At 56.1% G+C, this 14,741-nt stretch carries 12 protein-coding genes, 1 other RNA gene and 2 pseudogenes; 7 read left to right on the top strand and 8 right to left on the bottom strand.

Features of this window, described 5'->3' with window-relative positions:
- Positions 1-178: 178 nt before the first annotated feature.
- Both TU74_RS16155 and TU74_RS25115 read left to right on the top strand, forming a co-directional pair.
- Positions 179-472, top strand: coding sequence for a hypothetical protein (locus tag TU74_RS16155; protein WP_048377085.1), 294 nt, complete (start codon positions 179-181; stop codon positions 470-472).
- Between the two features lie 182 nt (positions 473-654).
- A pseudogene (locus TU74_RS25115) lies at positions 655-768 on the top strand (recombinase family protein); the annotation flags it as partial.
- 109 nt (positions 769-877) lie between these two features.
- Here TU74_RS25115 and TU74_RS16165 read toward each other — a convergent pair.
- Together TU74_RS16165 and TU74_RS24205 are read right to left on the bottom strand one after the other, a co-directional pair.
- Positions 878-1,222: a hypothetical protein gene (locus TU74_RS16165; protein WP_048377087.1), complete on the bottom strand. Its 345-nt coding sequence runs from the start codon at positions 1,220-1,222 to the stop codon at positions 878-880.
- A 97-nt stretch (positions 1,223-1,319) separates the two neighbouring features.
- Entirely contained in the window at positions 1,320-1,580 is a 261-nt protein-coding gene (locus TU74_RS24205) for a hypothetical protein (protein WP_157315182.1), read from the bottom strand.
- Positions 1,581-2,446: 866 nt separating this feature from the next.
- On the opposite strand from TU74_RS24205, the gene TU74_RS16170 reads away from it, so the two are divergent.
- From TU74_RS16170 to TU74_RS16185, 4 genes are read left to right on the top strand one after another with little or no spacing between them, the layout of a single operon-like run.
- Positions 2,447-4,423 carry a type I restriction-modification system subunit M gene (locus TU74_RS16170; protein WP_048377088.1) on the top strand — a complete coding sequence of 659 codons (1,977 nt, stop codon included), beginning with the start codon at positions 2,447-2,449 and terminating at the stop codon, positions 4,421-4,423.
- Entirely contained in the window at positions 4,420-5,772 is a 1,353-nt protein-coding gene (locus TU74_RS16175; protein ID WP_048377089.1) for a restriction endonuclease subunit S, read from the top strand. The genes TU74_RS16170 and TU74_RS16175 overlap by 4 nt, the downstream gene beginning before the upstream one ends.
- A complete protein-coding gene (locus TU74_RS16180) occupies positions 5,772-8,981 on the top strand; it encodes a type I restriction endonuclease subunit R (protein WP_048377090.1) in 3,210 nt (1,069 codons plus the stop codon). The genes TU74_RS16175 and TU74_RS16180 overlap by 1 nt, the downstream gene beginning before the upstream one ends.
- Positions 8,982-8,990: 9 nt before the next feature.
- Entirely contained in the window at positions 8,991-9,902 is a 912-nt protein-coding gene (locus TU74_RS16185) for a restriction endonuclease (protein WP_048377091.1), read from the top strand.
- A 173-nt stretch (positions 9,903-10,075) separates the two neighbouring features.
- On the opposite strand, the gene TU74_RS16190 is transcribed toward TU74_RS16185, so the two are convergent.
- From TU74_RS16190 to TU74_RS16205, 6 genes and pseudogenes are all read right to left on the bottom strand, one after another.
- Positions 10,076-11,581: a YfjI family protein gene (locus tag TU74_RS16190; protein ID WP_053070029.1), complete on the bottom strand. Its 1,506-nt coding sequence runs from the start codon at positions 11,579-11,581 to the stop codon at positions 10,076-10,078.
- Positions 11,578-11,826 (bottom strand): helix-turn-helix transcriptional regulator, encoded by a 249-nt coding sequence (locus tag TU74_RS16195; protein WP_048377092.1) that lies wholly within the window; start codon positions 11,824-11,826, stop codon positions 11,578-11,580. Before TU74_RS16195 ends, TU74_RS16190 begins: the two co-directional genes overlap by 4 nt.
- A 48-nt stretch (positions 11,827-11,874) precedes the next feature.
- Positions 11,875-12,131 (bottom strand): annotated as a pseudogene (locus tag TU74_RS24720) (hypothetical protein).
- Positions 12,132-12,175: 44 nt separating this feature from the next.
- Positions 12,176-12,751 carry a pyocin activator PrtN family protein gene (locus tag TU74_RS24995; RefSeq protein ID WP_338148447.1) on the bottom strand — a complete coding sequence of 192 codons (576 nt, stop codon included), beginning with the start codon at positions 12,749-12,751 and terminating at the stop codon, positions 12,176-12,178.
- A 323-nt stretch (positions 12,752-13,074) separates the two neighbouring features.
- Positions 13,075-13,466, bottom strand: a transfer-messenger RNA (tmRNA) gene (gene ssrA, locus TU74_RS23620).
- Between the two features lie 72 nt (positions 13,467-13,538).
- Positions 13,539-13,829, bottom strand: a complete 291-nt coding sequence (locus tag TU74_RS16205; protein ID WP_048377093.1) for a hypothetical protein — start codon at positions 13,827-13,829, stop codon at positions 13,539-13,541.
- A 532-nt stretch (positions 13,830-14,361) separates the two neighbouring features.
- Here TU74_RS16205 and TU74_RS16210 point away from each other — a divergent pair.
- Positions 14,362-14,712 carry a DUF6124 family protein gene (locus TU74_RS16210; protein ID WP_047277584.1) on the top strand — a complete coding sequence of 117 codons (351 nt, stop codon included), beginning with the start codon at positions 14,362-14,364 and terminating at the stop codon, positions 14,710-14,712.
- Positions 14,713-14,741: the final 29 nt, after the last annotated feature.

Raw genomic sequence — 14,741 nt, forward strand, 5'->3', positions numbered from 1 at the left:
TCAAGCACCATGCTGGCAGCATGCAGCTTGAACTCGCGGGTATAGACCTTTCTTTCGTTCATGGAACCTCCAAGTTGGCGAAATCATATCGCCCTAAAGAGGTGTCCGGAATTATTAGGCCAGTTCAAACTATCTCCTGAGCATCGCTGAAGCACTGACTTACAGGCAGTTCTGCCTGATGAGCCTAATCAGCCAAACGGACAAATTTAAAGTCAGAGATACGCTCTGGGCGGAAGGTGGGGCCGTTAACGCAGATTCCATGGACGCGGCTCAGCAAGCTCTGTACCTGTATCAGCGACAGTTACTTATCAGCTTCAGCAAGGAGCACGGCCGGGGAGGCTTTGTGTACGAAATCAACCTCGTACTTCCGTCTGAGGCGATTGTATCCGGTACGGGCAAACGGCTCGTAGATCTGCTGGGGCTAAAGAATATTCCAGCGGCAGAACTCTCAGAGCTAGCTTCACTTTTATGACGATTAGTCAGATAAGTTCCACACGGTTGCACCCATAGTGCACCCATGAAGCGAAAGACTGAAACCGTAAAATCTCTGAAAGCCTTGAATAATATGGTGTCCCAGGGCCGGTTCGAACGGCCAACCTTCCCCTTAGTAGGGGCAAAGTTTCCGGTGTTTAAAAAGGTCCGCCTGAAACGGGGTTACATCAGCGCATTGGGGAACTGCTTGGTGCTGGCCAGGGCATTCGGGCAACCGCTCGCCATGCAGGGTTCAGTACCACCACAGCGCTTAAACCCGATGAAGTGACCAAGTAACGACGCAGTTTTGCTCACTGTCGAGCAGCAGTGACATCCTTTACGAATTCTAACCAGGCAGTATTCGCCGCCTGGTAGCATTCCGGTCGCCTGTAATGTGCTGGCTCGTCTAGCGGCCCAGATGCCGTAGCAATACCCTGATAATTCTGGCGCGCAGGAGAAAGCTTGCGACTGACACCGCAAGCGTCATACCGCCCGCCAGTTCGCCGAAACGGGCGAACGCAACGATGTTCACCATGGCGAGAACCATGATGCCGTAGAACTCGGCATTGGCCCTACCGGCAGCCAGAGCCTGATGTTCGGTGAGCATCCACTTCTGCGATAGGCAGAAGGGGCATACGGACGACTCCGGGTCACGGCCGCCCACGGGTATTCCATTGATGTAGAACGGCACGCTAGTGACCACCTTTGGAACCATCATCTTCTTGCAGCACTGGCACTTAACTTTGCTCATGACGTGAACCTGCTGGACTTGGCACATGCCTGAACGTTACCCAAGCACTGGCGAATCCCAAGCCACCACCATGCGCATCTGCCGATGTGCTGCAAAATCAGTCGGTGTGATGCTTCTTATCGAGATGATCTGCGACCTTGTAGCCAATCACTGCAGCCACTCCCAGCGTGCCGACCACGCCGATGACCGCATAAACCAGTAGCTCAATCGAGTCCATGTCTTGCTCCTTCTGGGCTGAAAATTTGCACAGAATCCAGCTTCTCACCTGCCATGCCAATCCCAAGGTCTTTATCCTCCTGAAATGCGTTCCGTCGGCTCTTGGGTGACTAAATTCCAAAGCCACCAGAGCACCGCTCATATCTGCTCCGCGACACGTTTCAAAAAAAATATGCTCACTTCCCATCTATTACTTATGGGAGTCTGACGGTTCACCTCCCATAGAGTGATCTGCCGATCTGAGCGAAGGGGTGTCGTGAAGGGGTGTTGTCTCTGTAACCCGCATGAATACTGGGTTTCGGGTCTTTCACGAGCTTTGTACAAGATAATTGGCGTTGTGAAGGGGTGTCGTGAAGGGGTGTTGTCTCTGTAACCCGCATGAATACTGGGTTTCAGGTCTTTCACGAGCTTTGTACAAGATAATTGGCGTTGTGAAGGGGTGTCGTGAAGGGGTGTTGTCTCTATAACCCACATGAATACTGGGTTTCAGGCCTTTCACGAGCTTTGTACAAGATAGTTGGCGTTGTGAAGAGGTGTCGTGAGTAGGCGTCGTCGCTGCCGCTTGATGGATACAGGGTCTCCACAGTTCATAATGTTCTATGGCGGCAGCGGTAGAACGACAGCAGATGACAACTGAGCACCAGGAGGTATTCGCCAGGCGCGCGCTGTGACAACACATGGTGGGCAAATGACGACTCTCCCGGCCAGCGAAAGGGCGCGAGTAATGAATGCACAACAGATGACGACGATGAGTTGTTTTAGAACTCGCTACTCAAATGGTTAGGCTGGCGAATCAATTTCTTGCTGGCTAACCACTGTATAGGCTGCAAAAAACCGATTTCGAGGCCACGTTGCGCCAGACATGTCGTTGCTTGCGACACGTTCGAGTGCGTTTTGAGCATTTTTGAGTGTTGGGAGCGGAGTGAAAATAGGCCGTCGGTTCGGTGACCGGCTGCCAGCACTACGGGGTAAACTTGCGTTTTTGCCTGTACTCCAAGGAACTATTGCGTGAACACGGAAAACCATTCCCAGACGGCCGCGTTTCTTTGGTCCATTGCCGATCTGCTGCGCGGCGACTTCAAACAATCGCAATACGGTCGCATCATCCTGCCATTCACCCTGTTACGGCGCATGGAGTGCGTGCTCGCACCGACCAAGGGGGAGGTGATCAAACAAACCTTCGCTCAGGAAGGCCGTCCGGACCAAGTGCGTGAAATGATTCTGCTGCGCGCTGCCGGCCAGCAGTTCTTCAACAACTCGCCGCTGATCCTAGGCACTCTGTCAGACACCCAAACCGCCGCCGACCTGATGAGCTACGTGCAGGCGTTCAGCAAGGATGCCCGCGAGATCTTCGAGCACTTTCACTTTGAAGATTTCGTTCAGCAGCTGGAAACCGCCAACCTGCTGTATCAGGTGGTGCAGCGCTTCGCCGCCACCGATCTGAGCCCCGAGTTCATCAGCAATTTCGGCATGGGCATCATCTTTGAAGAGTTGATCCGCAAGTTCGCAGAAAGCTCCAACGAAACCGCCGGGGAGCACTTCACCCCGCGCGACATCGTGCATCTCACCACATCCTTGGTGATCACCGATCAGGACCACAAACTCGCGCCCAACAGCATCGTCACCATCTATGACCCAACCGCGGGTACGGGTGGCTTTCTGTCTGAGGGTGATGAGTACATCCAGTCCATAAGTGAAAAGGTCAGCGTGTCGCTGCACGGCCAGGAGCTCAACCCCGAGTCCTACGCCATCTGCAAGGCGGACATGCTGATCAAGGGCCAGGACGTTGCGAGCATCAAGCTCGGCAACACCCTGTCCAACGACCAGTTGGCCGATAAGCGCTTCGACTTTATGCTGAGCAACCCGCCGTTCGGCGTGGAATGGAAGAAGGTGCAAAAGCAGATCACCGACGAGCACAGCCACAAGGGCTTCGATGGCCGCTTCGGCCCCGGCCTGCCACGGGTGTCCGACGGTTCGCTGCTGTTCCTCCTGCACCTGGTCAGCAAGATGCGTGACCCGCGCGACGGTGGCTCGCGCATCGGCATCATCCTCAACGGCTCGCCGCTGTTTACCGGCAGCGCGGGTTCGGGCGAGTCGGAGATTCGCCGCTACCTGCTGCAGAACGACCTGGTCGAAGCCATCGTCGCGTTGCCCACCGACATGTTCTACAACACTGGCATCGCCACCTATGTGTGGATACTCAGCAACCACAAGGCCGCCGCGCGCCAGGGCAAGGTGCAGTTGATCGACGGCAGCCAGCACTACGCCAAGATGCGCAAGTCGCTGGGCAGCAAGCGCCAGTACATCACCGAAGATCAAATCAGCGAGCTGGTGCGCCTGTATGGCAGTTTTGAGCAAACCGCGCAGAGCAAAATCTTCCCCATCGACGCCTTCGGCTACCGCCGCATCACCGTCGAACGCCCGCTGCGCCTGAACTTCCGGACCAGTGCCGAGCGCATCGCTAAAGTGCTGGAAGAAAAAGCCCTGCAGAAACTCGACAGCGCCGTTCAGCAACAGCTACTGGCCGCCCTGGAAGCGATGGACTCAAGCGTATTGCACCGCAACCGTGAGCAATTCAGCAAACTGCTGAAAAAGGCCCTGAGCGCGCACAGCGTCAGCCTCAGTACGCCGGAACTCAAAGCCCTGATGAGCGCCCTGAGCGAGCGCGACCCTGAGGCGGATATCTGCATGAGCAAAGGCCAGCCGGAAGCCGACGCCGGCCTGCGTGACAACGAGAACGTGTCGCTGGGTGAGTCGGTTTACGACTACTTTCAGCGAGAAGTCATCCCCCATGTGCCGGATGCCTGGATCGACGAAAGCAAAACCGACGCGCTGGATGGCGAGGTCGGTATTGTCGGTTTCGAGATTCCCTTTAATCGCCACTTCTACGTGTTCCAGCCGCCGCGCCCGCTGGCCGAGATCGACCTCGATCTGAAAGCCTGCACCGACCGCATCAAGCAGATGATCGAGGGGCTGTCGGCATGACGTTCCCATGTTATTCGAAATACAAGGCATCAGGCTTTATCTGGTTGGGAGACGTGCCTGAAAGCTGGGCACTCAAGCGCCTTGGCCACTACTTCGATGAGCGCCGCGAAAGAGCAAGTGATACTGAGTTCGAGCCTCTGTCAGTGACCAAGCACGGGATTGTTCCCCGGCTTGAGAGCGCAGCAAAAACTCAGGATGGGGATAACAGGAAGAAGGTTCTGGCTGGCGATTTTGTTATCAATAGCCGCTCTGACCGCAAAGGATCCTCCGGATTGTCCCCCCTGGATGGATCAGTCTCTTTGATTTGTACTGTATTGATCCCGATTGGATTACACGGCCCATTTATTCATCACTTATTCAGAAGCGAGCTTTTTCAGGAAGAGTATTACCGTTGGGGCAAGGGAATAGTTGCTGACCTTTGGAGCACGAATTTTTCTGACATGAAGAACATTGTGCTGGGTGTTCCTTCTGAGGTCGAACAAACCCAAATCGCCCGCTTCCTCGACCACGAAACCGCCCGCATCGACGCGCTGATCGAAGAGCAGCAGCGCCTGATTGAACTGCTCAAGGAAAAGCGCCAGGCCGTGATCTCCCACGCCGTCACCAAAGGCCTCGACTCCACGGTACCGATGAAAGACTCCGGCGTGGAGTGGCTAGGGGATGTGCCGGCGCATTGGGTTGTTTGTGCTACTCGGCGTGTAATCCGATTTATTGAGCAAGGCTGGAGTCCTGAATGTGAGTCATACCCTGCCGAAGAGGATGGCTGGGGCGTACTGAAAGCAGGCTGCGTTAACAGAGGCTTTTTCGATGCCTCCGAGAACAAGACTCTGCCTTCTTCGCTGAACCCAATTCCCGAGTACGAGGTTCGTGCTGGTGACATATTAATGTCACGAGCAAGTGGATCACCTGAACTCGTAGGTTCGACTGCATTGTTGGGGCAGGTGCGTGAGCGGTTGATGCTCTCTGACAAAATCTTCCGTATTCATTTGGAAGAAAAGGTCAGTAACCAATTTTTTGTTTGGGTAATGAACGCGCAATTTATGCGATCTCAAATAGAACAGGCGCTGAGTGGCGGTAATGGCCTGGCCAATAATTTGCCACAGTCTTCCTTGCTCGCCTTCTGGCTGGCTATACCTCCTGAACACGAACAATGCGCTATTGCCGAACTGATCAATGAGCAAACTGGACGAATTGACGAACTGATTGTCGAGGGCGACGTAGCAGTAGAACTTCTCCAAGAACGCCGCTCAGCCCTTATCTCTGCCGCCGTCACCGGCAAAATCGACGTGCGCGGTTGGCAGCCTCCGGCCAACGTGCCAATTCCCGAATTAGTACAAGAGGCCGTGTAATGGCGGACAGTAAGGAAGCTCAGTTTCAGCAGGACATTATCGACGCTCTGGCCGCCCAAGGCTGGCTAGTGGGCACGGCCAGCGGCTATGACAGGCGCACGGCGTTGTATACCGAAGATGTGTTGGGTTACATCAAGGATGCCTGGCCGGAGCGTTGGGACAAATTCGCCAAAGCCAACCCGAATGATCCAGGCGGCGTGCTGGTGCAGAAGCTGGTGCGCGAGCTGGAGCAGAGCGGCACCCTAGATGTGCTGCGCCACGGCTTTAAGCTGCCGGCGGTAAAGGTCGAGCTGTGCAGCTTCCAGCCCGACCACGGGATGAACCCGGACACCCTCAAACGCTACCAGTGCAACCGCCTCCGCGTGGTGCCGGAGGTGTCCTACTCGCCGTATGCGCGTGATGCCGCTAGCGGCGAGCAGAGCTACAACCCACGGCTGGATCTGGTGCTGTTTGTTAACGGCATCCCCACAGCCACGCTGGAGCTGAAAAGCGAGTTCAAGCAATCGGTGGAAAACGCCAAGCGCCAGTACCGCTACGACCGCCCGGTAAAAGACCCGCTCACCCGCAAACCCGAGCCGCTGCTGACCTTCAAGCGCGGCGCGCTGGTGCACTTTGCTGTGGGCCAGAACGAGGTGGCGATGACCACCAAGTTGGCGGGTAAAGACACCTTCTTCCTGCCGTTCAACCTCGGCAGCGCGGAAGGCGGCGCGGGTAATCCGATGCCGGAGGATGACAGCCAGTACGCTACCAGCTACCTGTGGCAACGCCTGATGCAACCGGATGCCTGGCTCAAGGTGCTGGGCCGCTTTCTACACCTGGACAAGAAGACCAGCGAAGGCTTCGACGGCAACCTGGTGACCAAGGAGACGATGATCTTCCCGCGTTACCATCAGTGGGAAGTGGTCAACCAGCTAATCAACACCACCCGCGCCGAAGGGCCGGGCAAGCGCTATTTGATCCAGCACAGCGCCGGCTCGGGCAAGTCCAACTCCATCGCCTGGACGGCCCATCAACTGGCCTCGCTGTACGATGAGGCCGGCCAACGGCTGTTCAACTCGGTGATCGTGATTACCGACCGCACCGTGTTGGATAAGCAGCTGCAGGACACCATCTACCAGTTCGAGCACGCCCAGGGTGTGGTCAAACCGATCAGCCGGGATGTAGGCAACCAGAGCAAGTCCGAACAATTGGCCGAAGCGCTGGCAGAGCAGACGCGCATCATTATCGTCACCATCCAGACCTTCCCGGCGTTGTTCGATGCGCTGGACAAGCACCCCAAGCTGGCCAGCGGGCGCTATGCGGTAATCGCCGACGAGGCGCATTCCTCGCAAACCGGCTCATCGGCCAGCAAGCTGAAGCAGATTCTTGGCAGCGATGCGCTGGATGGTGAAGAAGTCAGCGCCGAAGAGCTGCTCGACGCCGCCGTGCAGGCGCGTCAACCGAATGAGCGCATCAGCTACTACGCCTTTACCGCCACGCCCAAGGCCAAGACCCTGGAGCTGTTCGGGCGCCCGGCCGACCCAACGCTGCCAGCCAGCTCCAGCAACAAGCCCGAGGCGTTCCACCTGTATTCCATGCGTCAGGCCATCGAGGAGGGTTTTATCCTCGACGTGCTGCGTAACTACACCACCTACAGCACCGCCTGGAAGATCGCCCACCCGGATGGTGAAGACGACGAGGTGGATAGCAAGAAAGCGCGCATCAAGCTGGCGCGTTGGGTGCGTCTGCACCCGTACAACATCAGCCAGAAGGTCGAGGTGATCGTCGAGCACTTCCGCGCCAATATCCGTGGCCTGCTGAATGGCCAGGCCAAGGCCATGGTGGTGACCGGCAGCCGCCAGGAAGCGGTGCGCTACCAGTTGGCGGTGAAGGCGTATGTGCAGCAGATGGGTTACAGCGATGTACACCCGCTGGTGGCGTTCTCCGGCAGCGTGTTGCCGGATGAGGTGATCTCCGAGGAGGTGACGGAAAGCAGCAGCCTGCTCAACGCCGGCCTGAATGGCCGTGACCTGGCGCAAGCGTTCGACACCCAGGACTTCAACGTAATGATCGCGGCCAACAAATACCAGACCGGCTTCGATCAGCCCAAGCTGTGCGCCATGTACGTGGACAAGAAGCTGCAAGGCGTGGACTGCGTGCAGACCCTGTCGCGGCTGAACCGCACCTTCGGTGACAGCAAGGAAACCTTTATCCTCGACTTCTTCAACGAGCCGCAGGACATTCTCGACGCCTTCTTGCCGTACTACACCAAGGCCGAGCTGACCGATGTAACCGACCCGCAGATCATCTATGACCTGCAGAAGACTCTGGATGCCGAAGGGATTTATCACTGGCAGGAGGTCGAAGCGTTCGCCATGGCCTTCTTCGACCCCAAGGCGGCTGCTAGCAAGCTCAGCTATTACTGCACCCCGGCTAAAGAGCGTTTTGCCAAGCGTTATGCCTTTTCGATCGAATCGCACCAGCAGGCGCTGGATTACAAGCGCACCACCGAAGCCAACGGCGACAGCGCCGGCCTGAAAAAAGCCGAGCACGCGCTGAAAGAGGCTGGCGAGCAGATTGATCAGCTCGACCTGTTCCGCAAGAACCTGCAGAGCTTCGTGCGCCTGTACGAGTTCCTCTCGCAGATCGTGCCCTATGAGGACCGCGAACTGGAGCAGCTGTGCGTGTACGCCAAGCACCTGCACCCGCTGCTGCGCGTGGATCGCCTGCAACAAGACGACGTGGACGTGGGCGAACTGCAACTGAGCCACTACCGCCTGAGCAAGCGCGCCGAGCACCAGTTACGCCTGAGCGAAGAAGGCGGCGAATACACCCTCAAACCCGGCAGCGACGTGGGCAGCGGCAAACCGCATGATCCGGAGAAAAAGCGCCTGTCGGAAATCATCGACGCGCTGAACGATATCTTCGGTGCCGAGGTGAGCGATGACGACCAACTGCAGTTCCTCACCGGTATCGCCCAGCGCATCAGCCGCCAAGAGGATGTGATGGCCCAGGTGAACAACCACTCGGTTGACCAAGTGATGCACGGCCTGTTCCCCAAGCGCGTGCTGGACACCGTGCTCGATGCCATGACCGACCACGAAAAGCTGTCACTGGAAGTGCTGGATAACGAAACTAAGAGCCGGGCGTTTGCGCTGGTGATTTTGAAGATGCTGAAGACGGCAGCCGGGCTCGATGAGAGTGGCTTGCGCGGCGGCCAACAAGGTTAAGGAGTACTGATGGCAATTCCGGATTTTCAAAGCGTGATGCGGCCGGTGCTGGTCACTGTGCAGAACGGTGTGCCGTTACCGCTCAATGAGTTGCGCGAGCGGGTGGCCGATCAGTTCCAGCTAAGCGAGGATGAGCGCAAGGAACGCCTGCCATCCGGCCATCAGACGGTGATCAACAACCGTGTGGGCTGGGCTCGCACCTACCTGAATAAGGCCGGGCTGCTGTGCATTCCCGCCAAGGGCATGGTGCAGATCACGCCGCGCGGGCTCGATGCCCTGGCCAATGGGCCGGAGCGCATCACGGTGAGCTGGTTAAAGCAGTTCCCCGAGTTCGCTAACTTCCATGCCGCCAAGCCTCAAGTAGCTGATTTACCTGCTGCACTGGACATTGAGATTTCCGAGACCACGCCGGATGAGCAGTTGGCCGAAGCGCATCAGGCATTAGTGCAGTCACTGGCAGACGAGCTGCTGGCGCAAGTGCGGGCAGCGACACCTAGCTTCTTTGAACAGCTGGTGGTCGATCTGATGATCGCCATGGGCTACGGCGGTTCGCGCAACGAAGCCGGCAAGGCGACTCAAGCGACCAATGATGGCGGTATCGATGGCATCATCAAAGAAGACAAGCTCGGTCTTGACGTGATCTACCTGCAGGCCAAGCGCTGGACCAACACGGTGCATCGCCCGGAGATCGACAAGTTCATCGGAGCCTTAACCCGCCAGCGAGCGCGAAAGGGCGTGTTTATCACCACTTCGGACTTTTCCGATGGTGCCCGTACTGCAGCGCTGGGGCTGGATATCAAGGTGGTGCTGATCGACGGTGTTGAGCTGGCGCGTCTGATGGTGGAGAACAACCTGGGGGTGAGCGTTAAGCAGGTGTACGAGGTGAAGCAGCTCGACAGCGACTACTTCACAGAGGAGTAAGTCACAACCCAGGTAGCCGGCTCACCCAAGTAAGTATGAACTCGGAGATCACTGTTGTTGTGGCAGTTTTATCCCTGCCAGGGGTAAGAGCTACCTACGAAACCTACAGAACTAGGTTTCGTAGGTTTCGTAGGTCGCCCTACCGGTCTTTTTAGTGAACAGGTTGGGGTGAGCTACGTTTTTCGCCAGACATAGCGAATCGATGGGCGGCCACCTTTTTCTCCGGCCACCTCGTAGCCAACGATGAAGTCATGTTCAGCTAGAACGGCGAGCGCATTATTTACCGCGTCCTGCGTGCCTAATCCTGTCCAATCCTTCTGGCGCACCTCTCGGGCAGTAAATGGCTCGGGCAATTTCCGCTGGCGCTCCAGAATCAGCCGCGCAGCGATTAGTGGTGCGTTAATTGCCGCCCCGTACAGCCGCTGGGCGTGGCTCATCAGGTAGTTTGCCCAGTTGATGGCGCGGTCAGTGGACTTAGCGCCCACGGCTTCCCGTCCGCCTTCAATCAGCTCAAATAGGAGGGCCAAGCCTGCAATGGTTTTCGGCATTTTCAGGTAATGGGATTGCAATGCGGGGTGAAGATGATCGCTCCGGCTTGCTTGCATGTGGGAGGTATACCAGGCGATAAACTTCTCCTGGGCTTCTGGAGTAAATCTGAGGGCAGAGTGAGGCTCATCAGGTATCTGATCGAGCTGTTCGATAACCTCCGAGACGCGCTCAGCGGCGATTTTGTTCGGCCAACGGTCGATATAACGCCACTCTCGAACATCGTCGGGATATACCGCCAGCTGCATGCGCTGAATCAGGCCGTCATCCAGTTCGCCGCTGACGGCAGCGTTTACAAGGGACGCAATTCGTGAGGGTTGAATCCCACCGATCAACGATAAACAACATGATTTGATATAAATGGTTCCTCTGCCTATACGGTCATAGGTGAATGAGCCGTTGCCGTCGAAACATTCCAAATAAAATGCTCGCGCAACCGAACCGTCTTCGCTCTGCATCGTTGCCAGCCAGCCCCCCAGCTCGTCACGCTCAACTACTAGGCCGTTTGGATTCTCGTTGAGCAGCTCGCCGAGTTTTTCGACCGTTGCGTCGTTGACGATGTAGCGCCGCTGAATTGGGGGCGGGTTCTCGCTTGAGTGACGTTTCAGTTCTTCCTGAGCTGCATTCTCGTCACCCCCACTGTAAAGCTTTCTGGCTTTTACCCTGGCTGCATTGCGCTTCATGTCGTAAAGCTCGCTAGCGGCCTTGTGCTCGGCTTGAGCTTGGCTATAGCGTTCTCGCGCTTTGGCATCCAAGGCGCGCAATGGAAGCAGGGCCTGTTTGAGTGCCGGCGTTTTCATCGCAGACGGGCGCCCGATGATGACGCCCCACTGGTTTGGAACGACCATCCAGTCATCGTTCTGTTTCGGGTAGACGCTGAATTTGCGCCCGACTACTGTGCTGACTGCCACGATAAGCGCGACCCCAACAAAATCAGGTGGGCACTGGGTACGCTCAGCAACATCTCGCACGTACTCCTGAAGAGCAGTAGGCAATAGTTCATCAAACCAGGGCATGACCCTGGCCAACCCGCTCGGTAGTGGCTTTGGCGCAATGTTAGGATTCATGTATGCGGCAAATGCCGGCGCGGGCATCTCTGTTAAGAACGACGGTATCTGCTCGTGTGTAGTCATTGCTCTTCTCGCCCGGCGAGATCCAGAGCGATACCATCACGCTCGCTGATCTTGCTCTCCAGCCAGGCTTCCACCTCTGAGACAACGAAGTACACCCCAGCCTGTTTGCTCGGGCCAAATTTGATGGGGCGTGGGAAGCTGGCATCGGTTTCGCGCAGCTTTTCTAGTCCGGAGCGGCTCTTGTCGAAGCAGTGCTGAAGAGAGGTGTGACTGATCAGGTATTTCTTGGGGGCATGTGTCGACATGTATGGGGCTCTGTGTGTAAGTCGACTCCTATTAAATATCCTGTCCGGTCAGTGGGGGGGCGATTTCAAACCAAAAAAGCGCCGGAAAACGTTCTGTCGATTGTTGAAGTAAAGGCGACAGCCGCGGATGGGCTTTGCGGTTAGACAGTCCAGGGCGCCGCGCACATTGTCGGAGACTTCTGACGATCCTTGCTGCTCCGCCCATTTGGACAATCCATAATGGCTGCCTCGAGCGCGAGCTGATTTTCGTTGATCTTGTAAAGCAAAGTGGGGAGCAGGGCTGAGTTGGGCGTGGGAGGTCCGATTTTTGAGATGAGAGATGCGATTTATTGGCTGTTCTGCTACATCCCTAGTTCTGACTCTTTAGCATTCTAGACTTTTTGATTCGTAGATCGCACCACTCGATTACCTCTACCCTAACCCAGGCCACAGCTCGACCACCTAGTTTAATTTGTCGTGGAAATGTGCTCTGACTTACCATTTTGTAGATCGTACTAGTCGACATACCAGTAATTCGCTTTACTTCAGCCAGCCTAATGAAAAGGATCGGTTGCCGACTAAGATCATTTGACTCTCTAGGTCGAGAAAATGTATCAGCCTCAGGTTTTTCGACTTCGCGCGGCTCTTGGCTCAAGGTTTTGGTAGCCTGCTTTCTCGTCCGATCAAGCTCAAGCTTGGCTCTATCTCGCTGTCGATCAATGTAATCAGCAAGATCCGACAGATGAACGCCTCGTGCAGTTTTTTCGTTCAGCTCCATGGAGACAATCAGTAGGTCAATCTCGCCTGAGGAGACCTTTGTTCGTAGATTTGCTGGTGTCAGATGAGTGAAATAGTCGGCGCATACCCGACTCAAGGACACAATCGTCTGGCCATGATATTGAGCCATTAAGAGAAAAAGAGTGTTCATCGCTCGACTCCTTCGCATAACGGCGACATTAATCTACCGGTGCGGTTTGTTCCATCCTTCGGGTCCAAGCATTTTGCCACTCTCTCTGCTCAAGTCGACTCACGAAAAAGTCGTCACGAAAGCCTCGTCTTCCTTCGCGCGCGAATGATAGCTGTCAGGTCCTTCTGCGTTTTCATTCATCTTTGCACCGCTCCTGGTTATCGCCTGAGCTTAGCGGGAATGCAGCAGATAATCATCGCAGATGCTGTCATTAACCTGGCATAACCGAGCCAAAACCACCCATTCAGGCACAAAAAAGGCACTTGCGATAAACGCTAAGTGCCTGATTTTTATAGCTAATTTGGTGGAGCCGGGGGGATTTGAACCCCCGTCCGCCAGTACTCCGCTGTCGGTACTACATGCTTAGCCGTTTCTATTAAGTTAACCCTCAGCGACCCGAAGGGCAGGGTGCTTTGGGCGAGTTGTGTAAGTTTTAGCCGCTTCGTCCACAACGTACTGCACGGCGATCCTGTTCTATATGACAATCACTTCAGGTTTACAGGCATCCCCTAGTGATTGCTGGACCCGAAGGTACCAGGAGGATGGCTAAGGCAGCTTACGCTGCGAGAGCTTGACCCTCGTAGGTTTCGTCATTGGCAACTATAGAAAGTTGCAACAGTGGATTTACGAGTTCTGTTACCAACTCGGCATGCACCTAGAGTTTCGCAACCGGCGTCGAATCCTAAACGGCCCCGATGCTTGCTGTGCATAACCAGCAAGCTTGCGGAGTCTACGCCAATCTGACGCAGAAGGCCAATTTCAAGGCTTAATTTCTTGCGCCACTCGTGTTGATGTCGTGGATACGCTGGAGCAATTGTGTGGTGGTGGAGATGCAAGCCGCTTTGTCGCCCTTGGCTTGTTCGGACGTTGCTTTCTCTATGCCCGTCTTGATGTCGTCGCTGGTGTTTTCGCTGGTTTGCCCGGAGGTGGCCATTGCATCGTTGATTTTTTGCAGATTGATGGCGCACAGGTCATCTTTTGCGGGCTCATTGGCGAACACCGGAGAGGCCAACATTGCAGCAGCCACAAACAGGCCAGCAAGCGCGGTACGTTTCATGGGGAAAACTCCTTGTGCAGACGTTAGGCCCGGTGGCTCCGGGCTCGGTTATAAGCCCAAAACAATGGGGCTCAAGCCAATTGACTATAGCCGTGCTCAAGGGTTCTGCTTTTAATTGGCCATCATGGGATTAATTTTTTTGTCCTGCGGTGAGCGACGGTGTGAGGGCGCGATCATGCGTGACTTCACAGGCGCCCGCAGACGCTGAAATTGAGGGTTTCGTAGGCCTCATCCCTTTCATTCCGTCGAAACTTCCTAGAAAATCCCGTTCGCTTGCGCCAGTCCAGTTCAGGGCATAGTCTCGGCCCATCGCTGCTCATCAGCGGTCGGGTTTAGTCGCCTGGCTTTCAAACTTGGCGCAAGGCGCCACCTTCCAGAGGTGCTTTTTTTGGCCTCCGCGTTATGGTGGCCGTGCGCAGGGCGCCTTCGGGTGCGCCGGTTTCCAAGTTTGCCGGTCGACTAACCTGCGTACGGCTGCCACCCAAATCGTTTAGTCGCGACTGTTGGCAGCTCCCTAAATTTGGAGAGCCCCATGAGCAAGATCACCCCTGATCCACCCCTGTTTCCCCTGCAAGATGCTGCCCCGTGCGATTCACAGTCGCTGGACCGGGCCGCCGCCGAACGCGCCCTTCGTTATTACCGGCTCGACCTTAAGCCCACGTGGCACACGGGCACGCACCCGTATGCCGCCCCCAGCAGTGTCAATTTAGAAGCGGCTTTGGCCCAAGCGTCAGACTTGTTGCGCTGCGCGGGCGCTTCGGCGAGTGAGGCGGGGAATGGTTTGAGCGGGCACACGCGCCATTTGGTGTTGTCGGTCATGCACCTGGTGGAGCTGGCCAGGGAGCATGTCGACAAATCGCTGGACGGTTTGACGACGCACTGAGCAGGACGCGCCTGAGTGCAAGCAGGCGC

The sequence above is a fragment of the Pseudomonas lundensis genome (assembly GCF_001042985.1).
In the GTDB taxonomy this organism is placed as follows: domain Bacteria; phylum Pseudomonadota; class Gammaproteobacteria; order Pseudomonadales; family Pseudomonadaceae; genus Aquipseudomonas; species Aquipseudomonas lundensis.

Bases quoted from the DNA above. Each gene is read 5' to 3' on its own strand.
- TU74_RS16155 (WP_048377085.1), top strand. From the start codon at position 179: ATGAGCCTAATCAGCCAAACGGACAAATTTAAAGTCAGAGATACGCTC.
- TU74_RS16165 (WP_048377087.1), bottom strand. From the start codon at position 1,222: ATGAGCAAAGTTAAGTGCCAGTGCTGCAAGAAGATGATGGTTCCAAAG.
- TU74_RS24205 (WP_157315182.1), bottom strand. From the start codon at position 1,580: ATGAGCGGTGCTCTGGTGGCTTTGGAATTTAGTCACCCAAGAGCCGAC.
- TU74_RS16175 (WP_048377089.1), top strand. From the start codon at position 4,420: ATGACGTTCCCATGTTATTCGAAATACAAGGCATCAGGCTTTATCTGG.
- TU74_RS16180 (WP_048377090.1), top strand. From the start codon at position 5,772: ATGGCGGACAGTAAGGAAGCTCAGTTTCAGCAGGACATTATCGACGCT.
- TU74_RS16185 (WP_048377091.1), top strand. From the start codon at position 8,991: ATGGCAATTCCGGATTTTCAAAGCGTGATGCGGCCGGTGCTGGTCACT.
- TU74_RS16190 (WP_053070029.1), bottom strand. From the start codon at position 11,581: ATGACTACACACGAGCAGATACCGTCGTTCTTAACAGAGATGCCCGCG.
- TU74_RS16195 (WP_048377092.1), bottom strand. From the start codon at position 11,826: ATGTCGACACATGCCCCCAAGAAATACCTGATCAGTCACACCTCTCTT.
- TU74_RS24995 (WP_338148447.1), bottom strand. From the start codon at position 12,751: ATGCGAAGGAGTCGAGCGATGAACACTCTTTTTCTCTTAATGGCTCAA.
- TU74_RS16205 (WP_048377093.1), bottom strand. From the start codon at position 13,829: ATGAAACGTACCGCGCTTGCTGGCCTGTTTGTGGCTGCTGCAATGTTG.
- TU74_RS16210 (WP_047277584.1), top strand. From the start codon at position 14,362: ATGAGCAAGATCACCCCTGATCCACCCCTGTTTCCCCTGCAAGATGCT.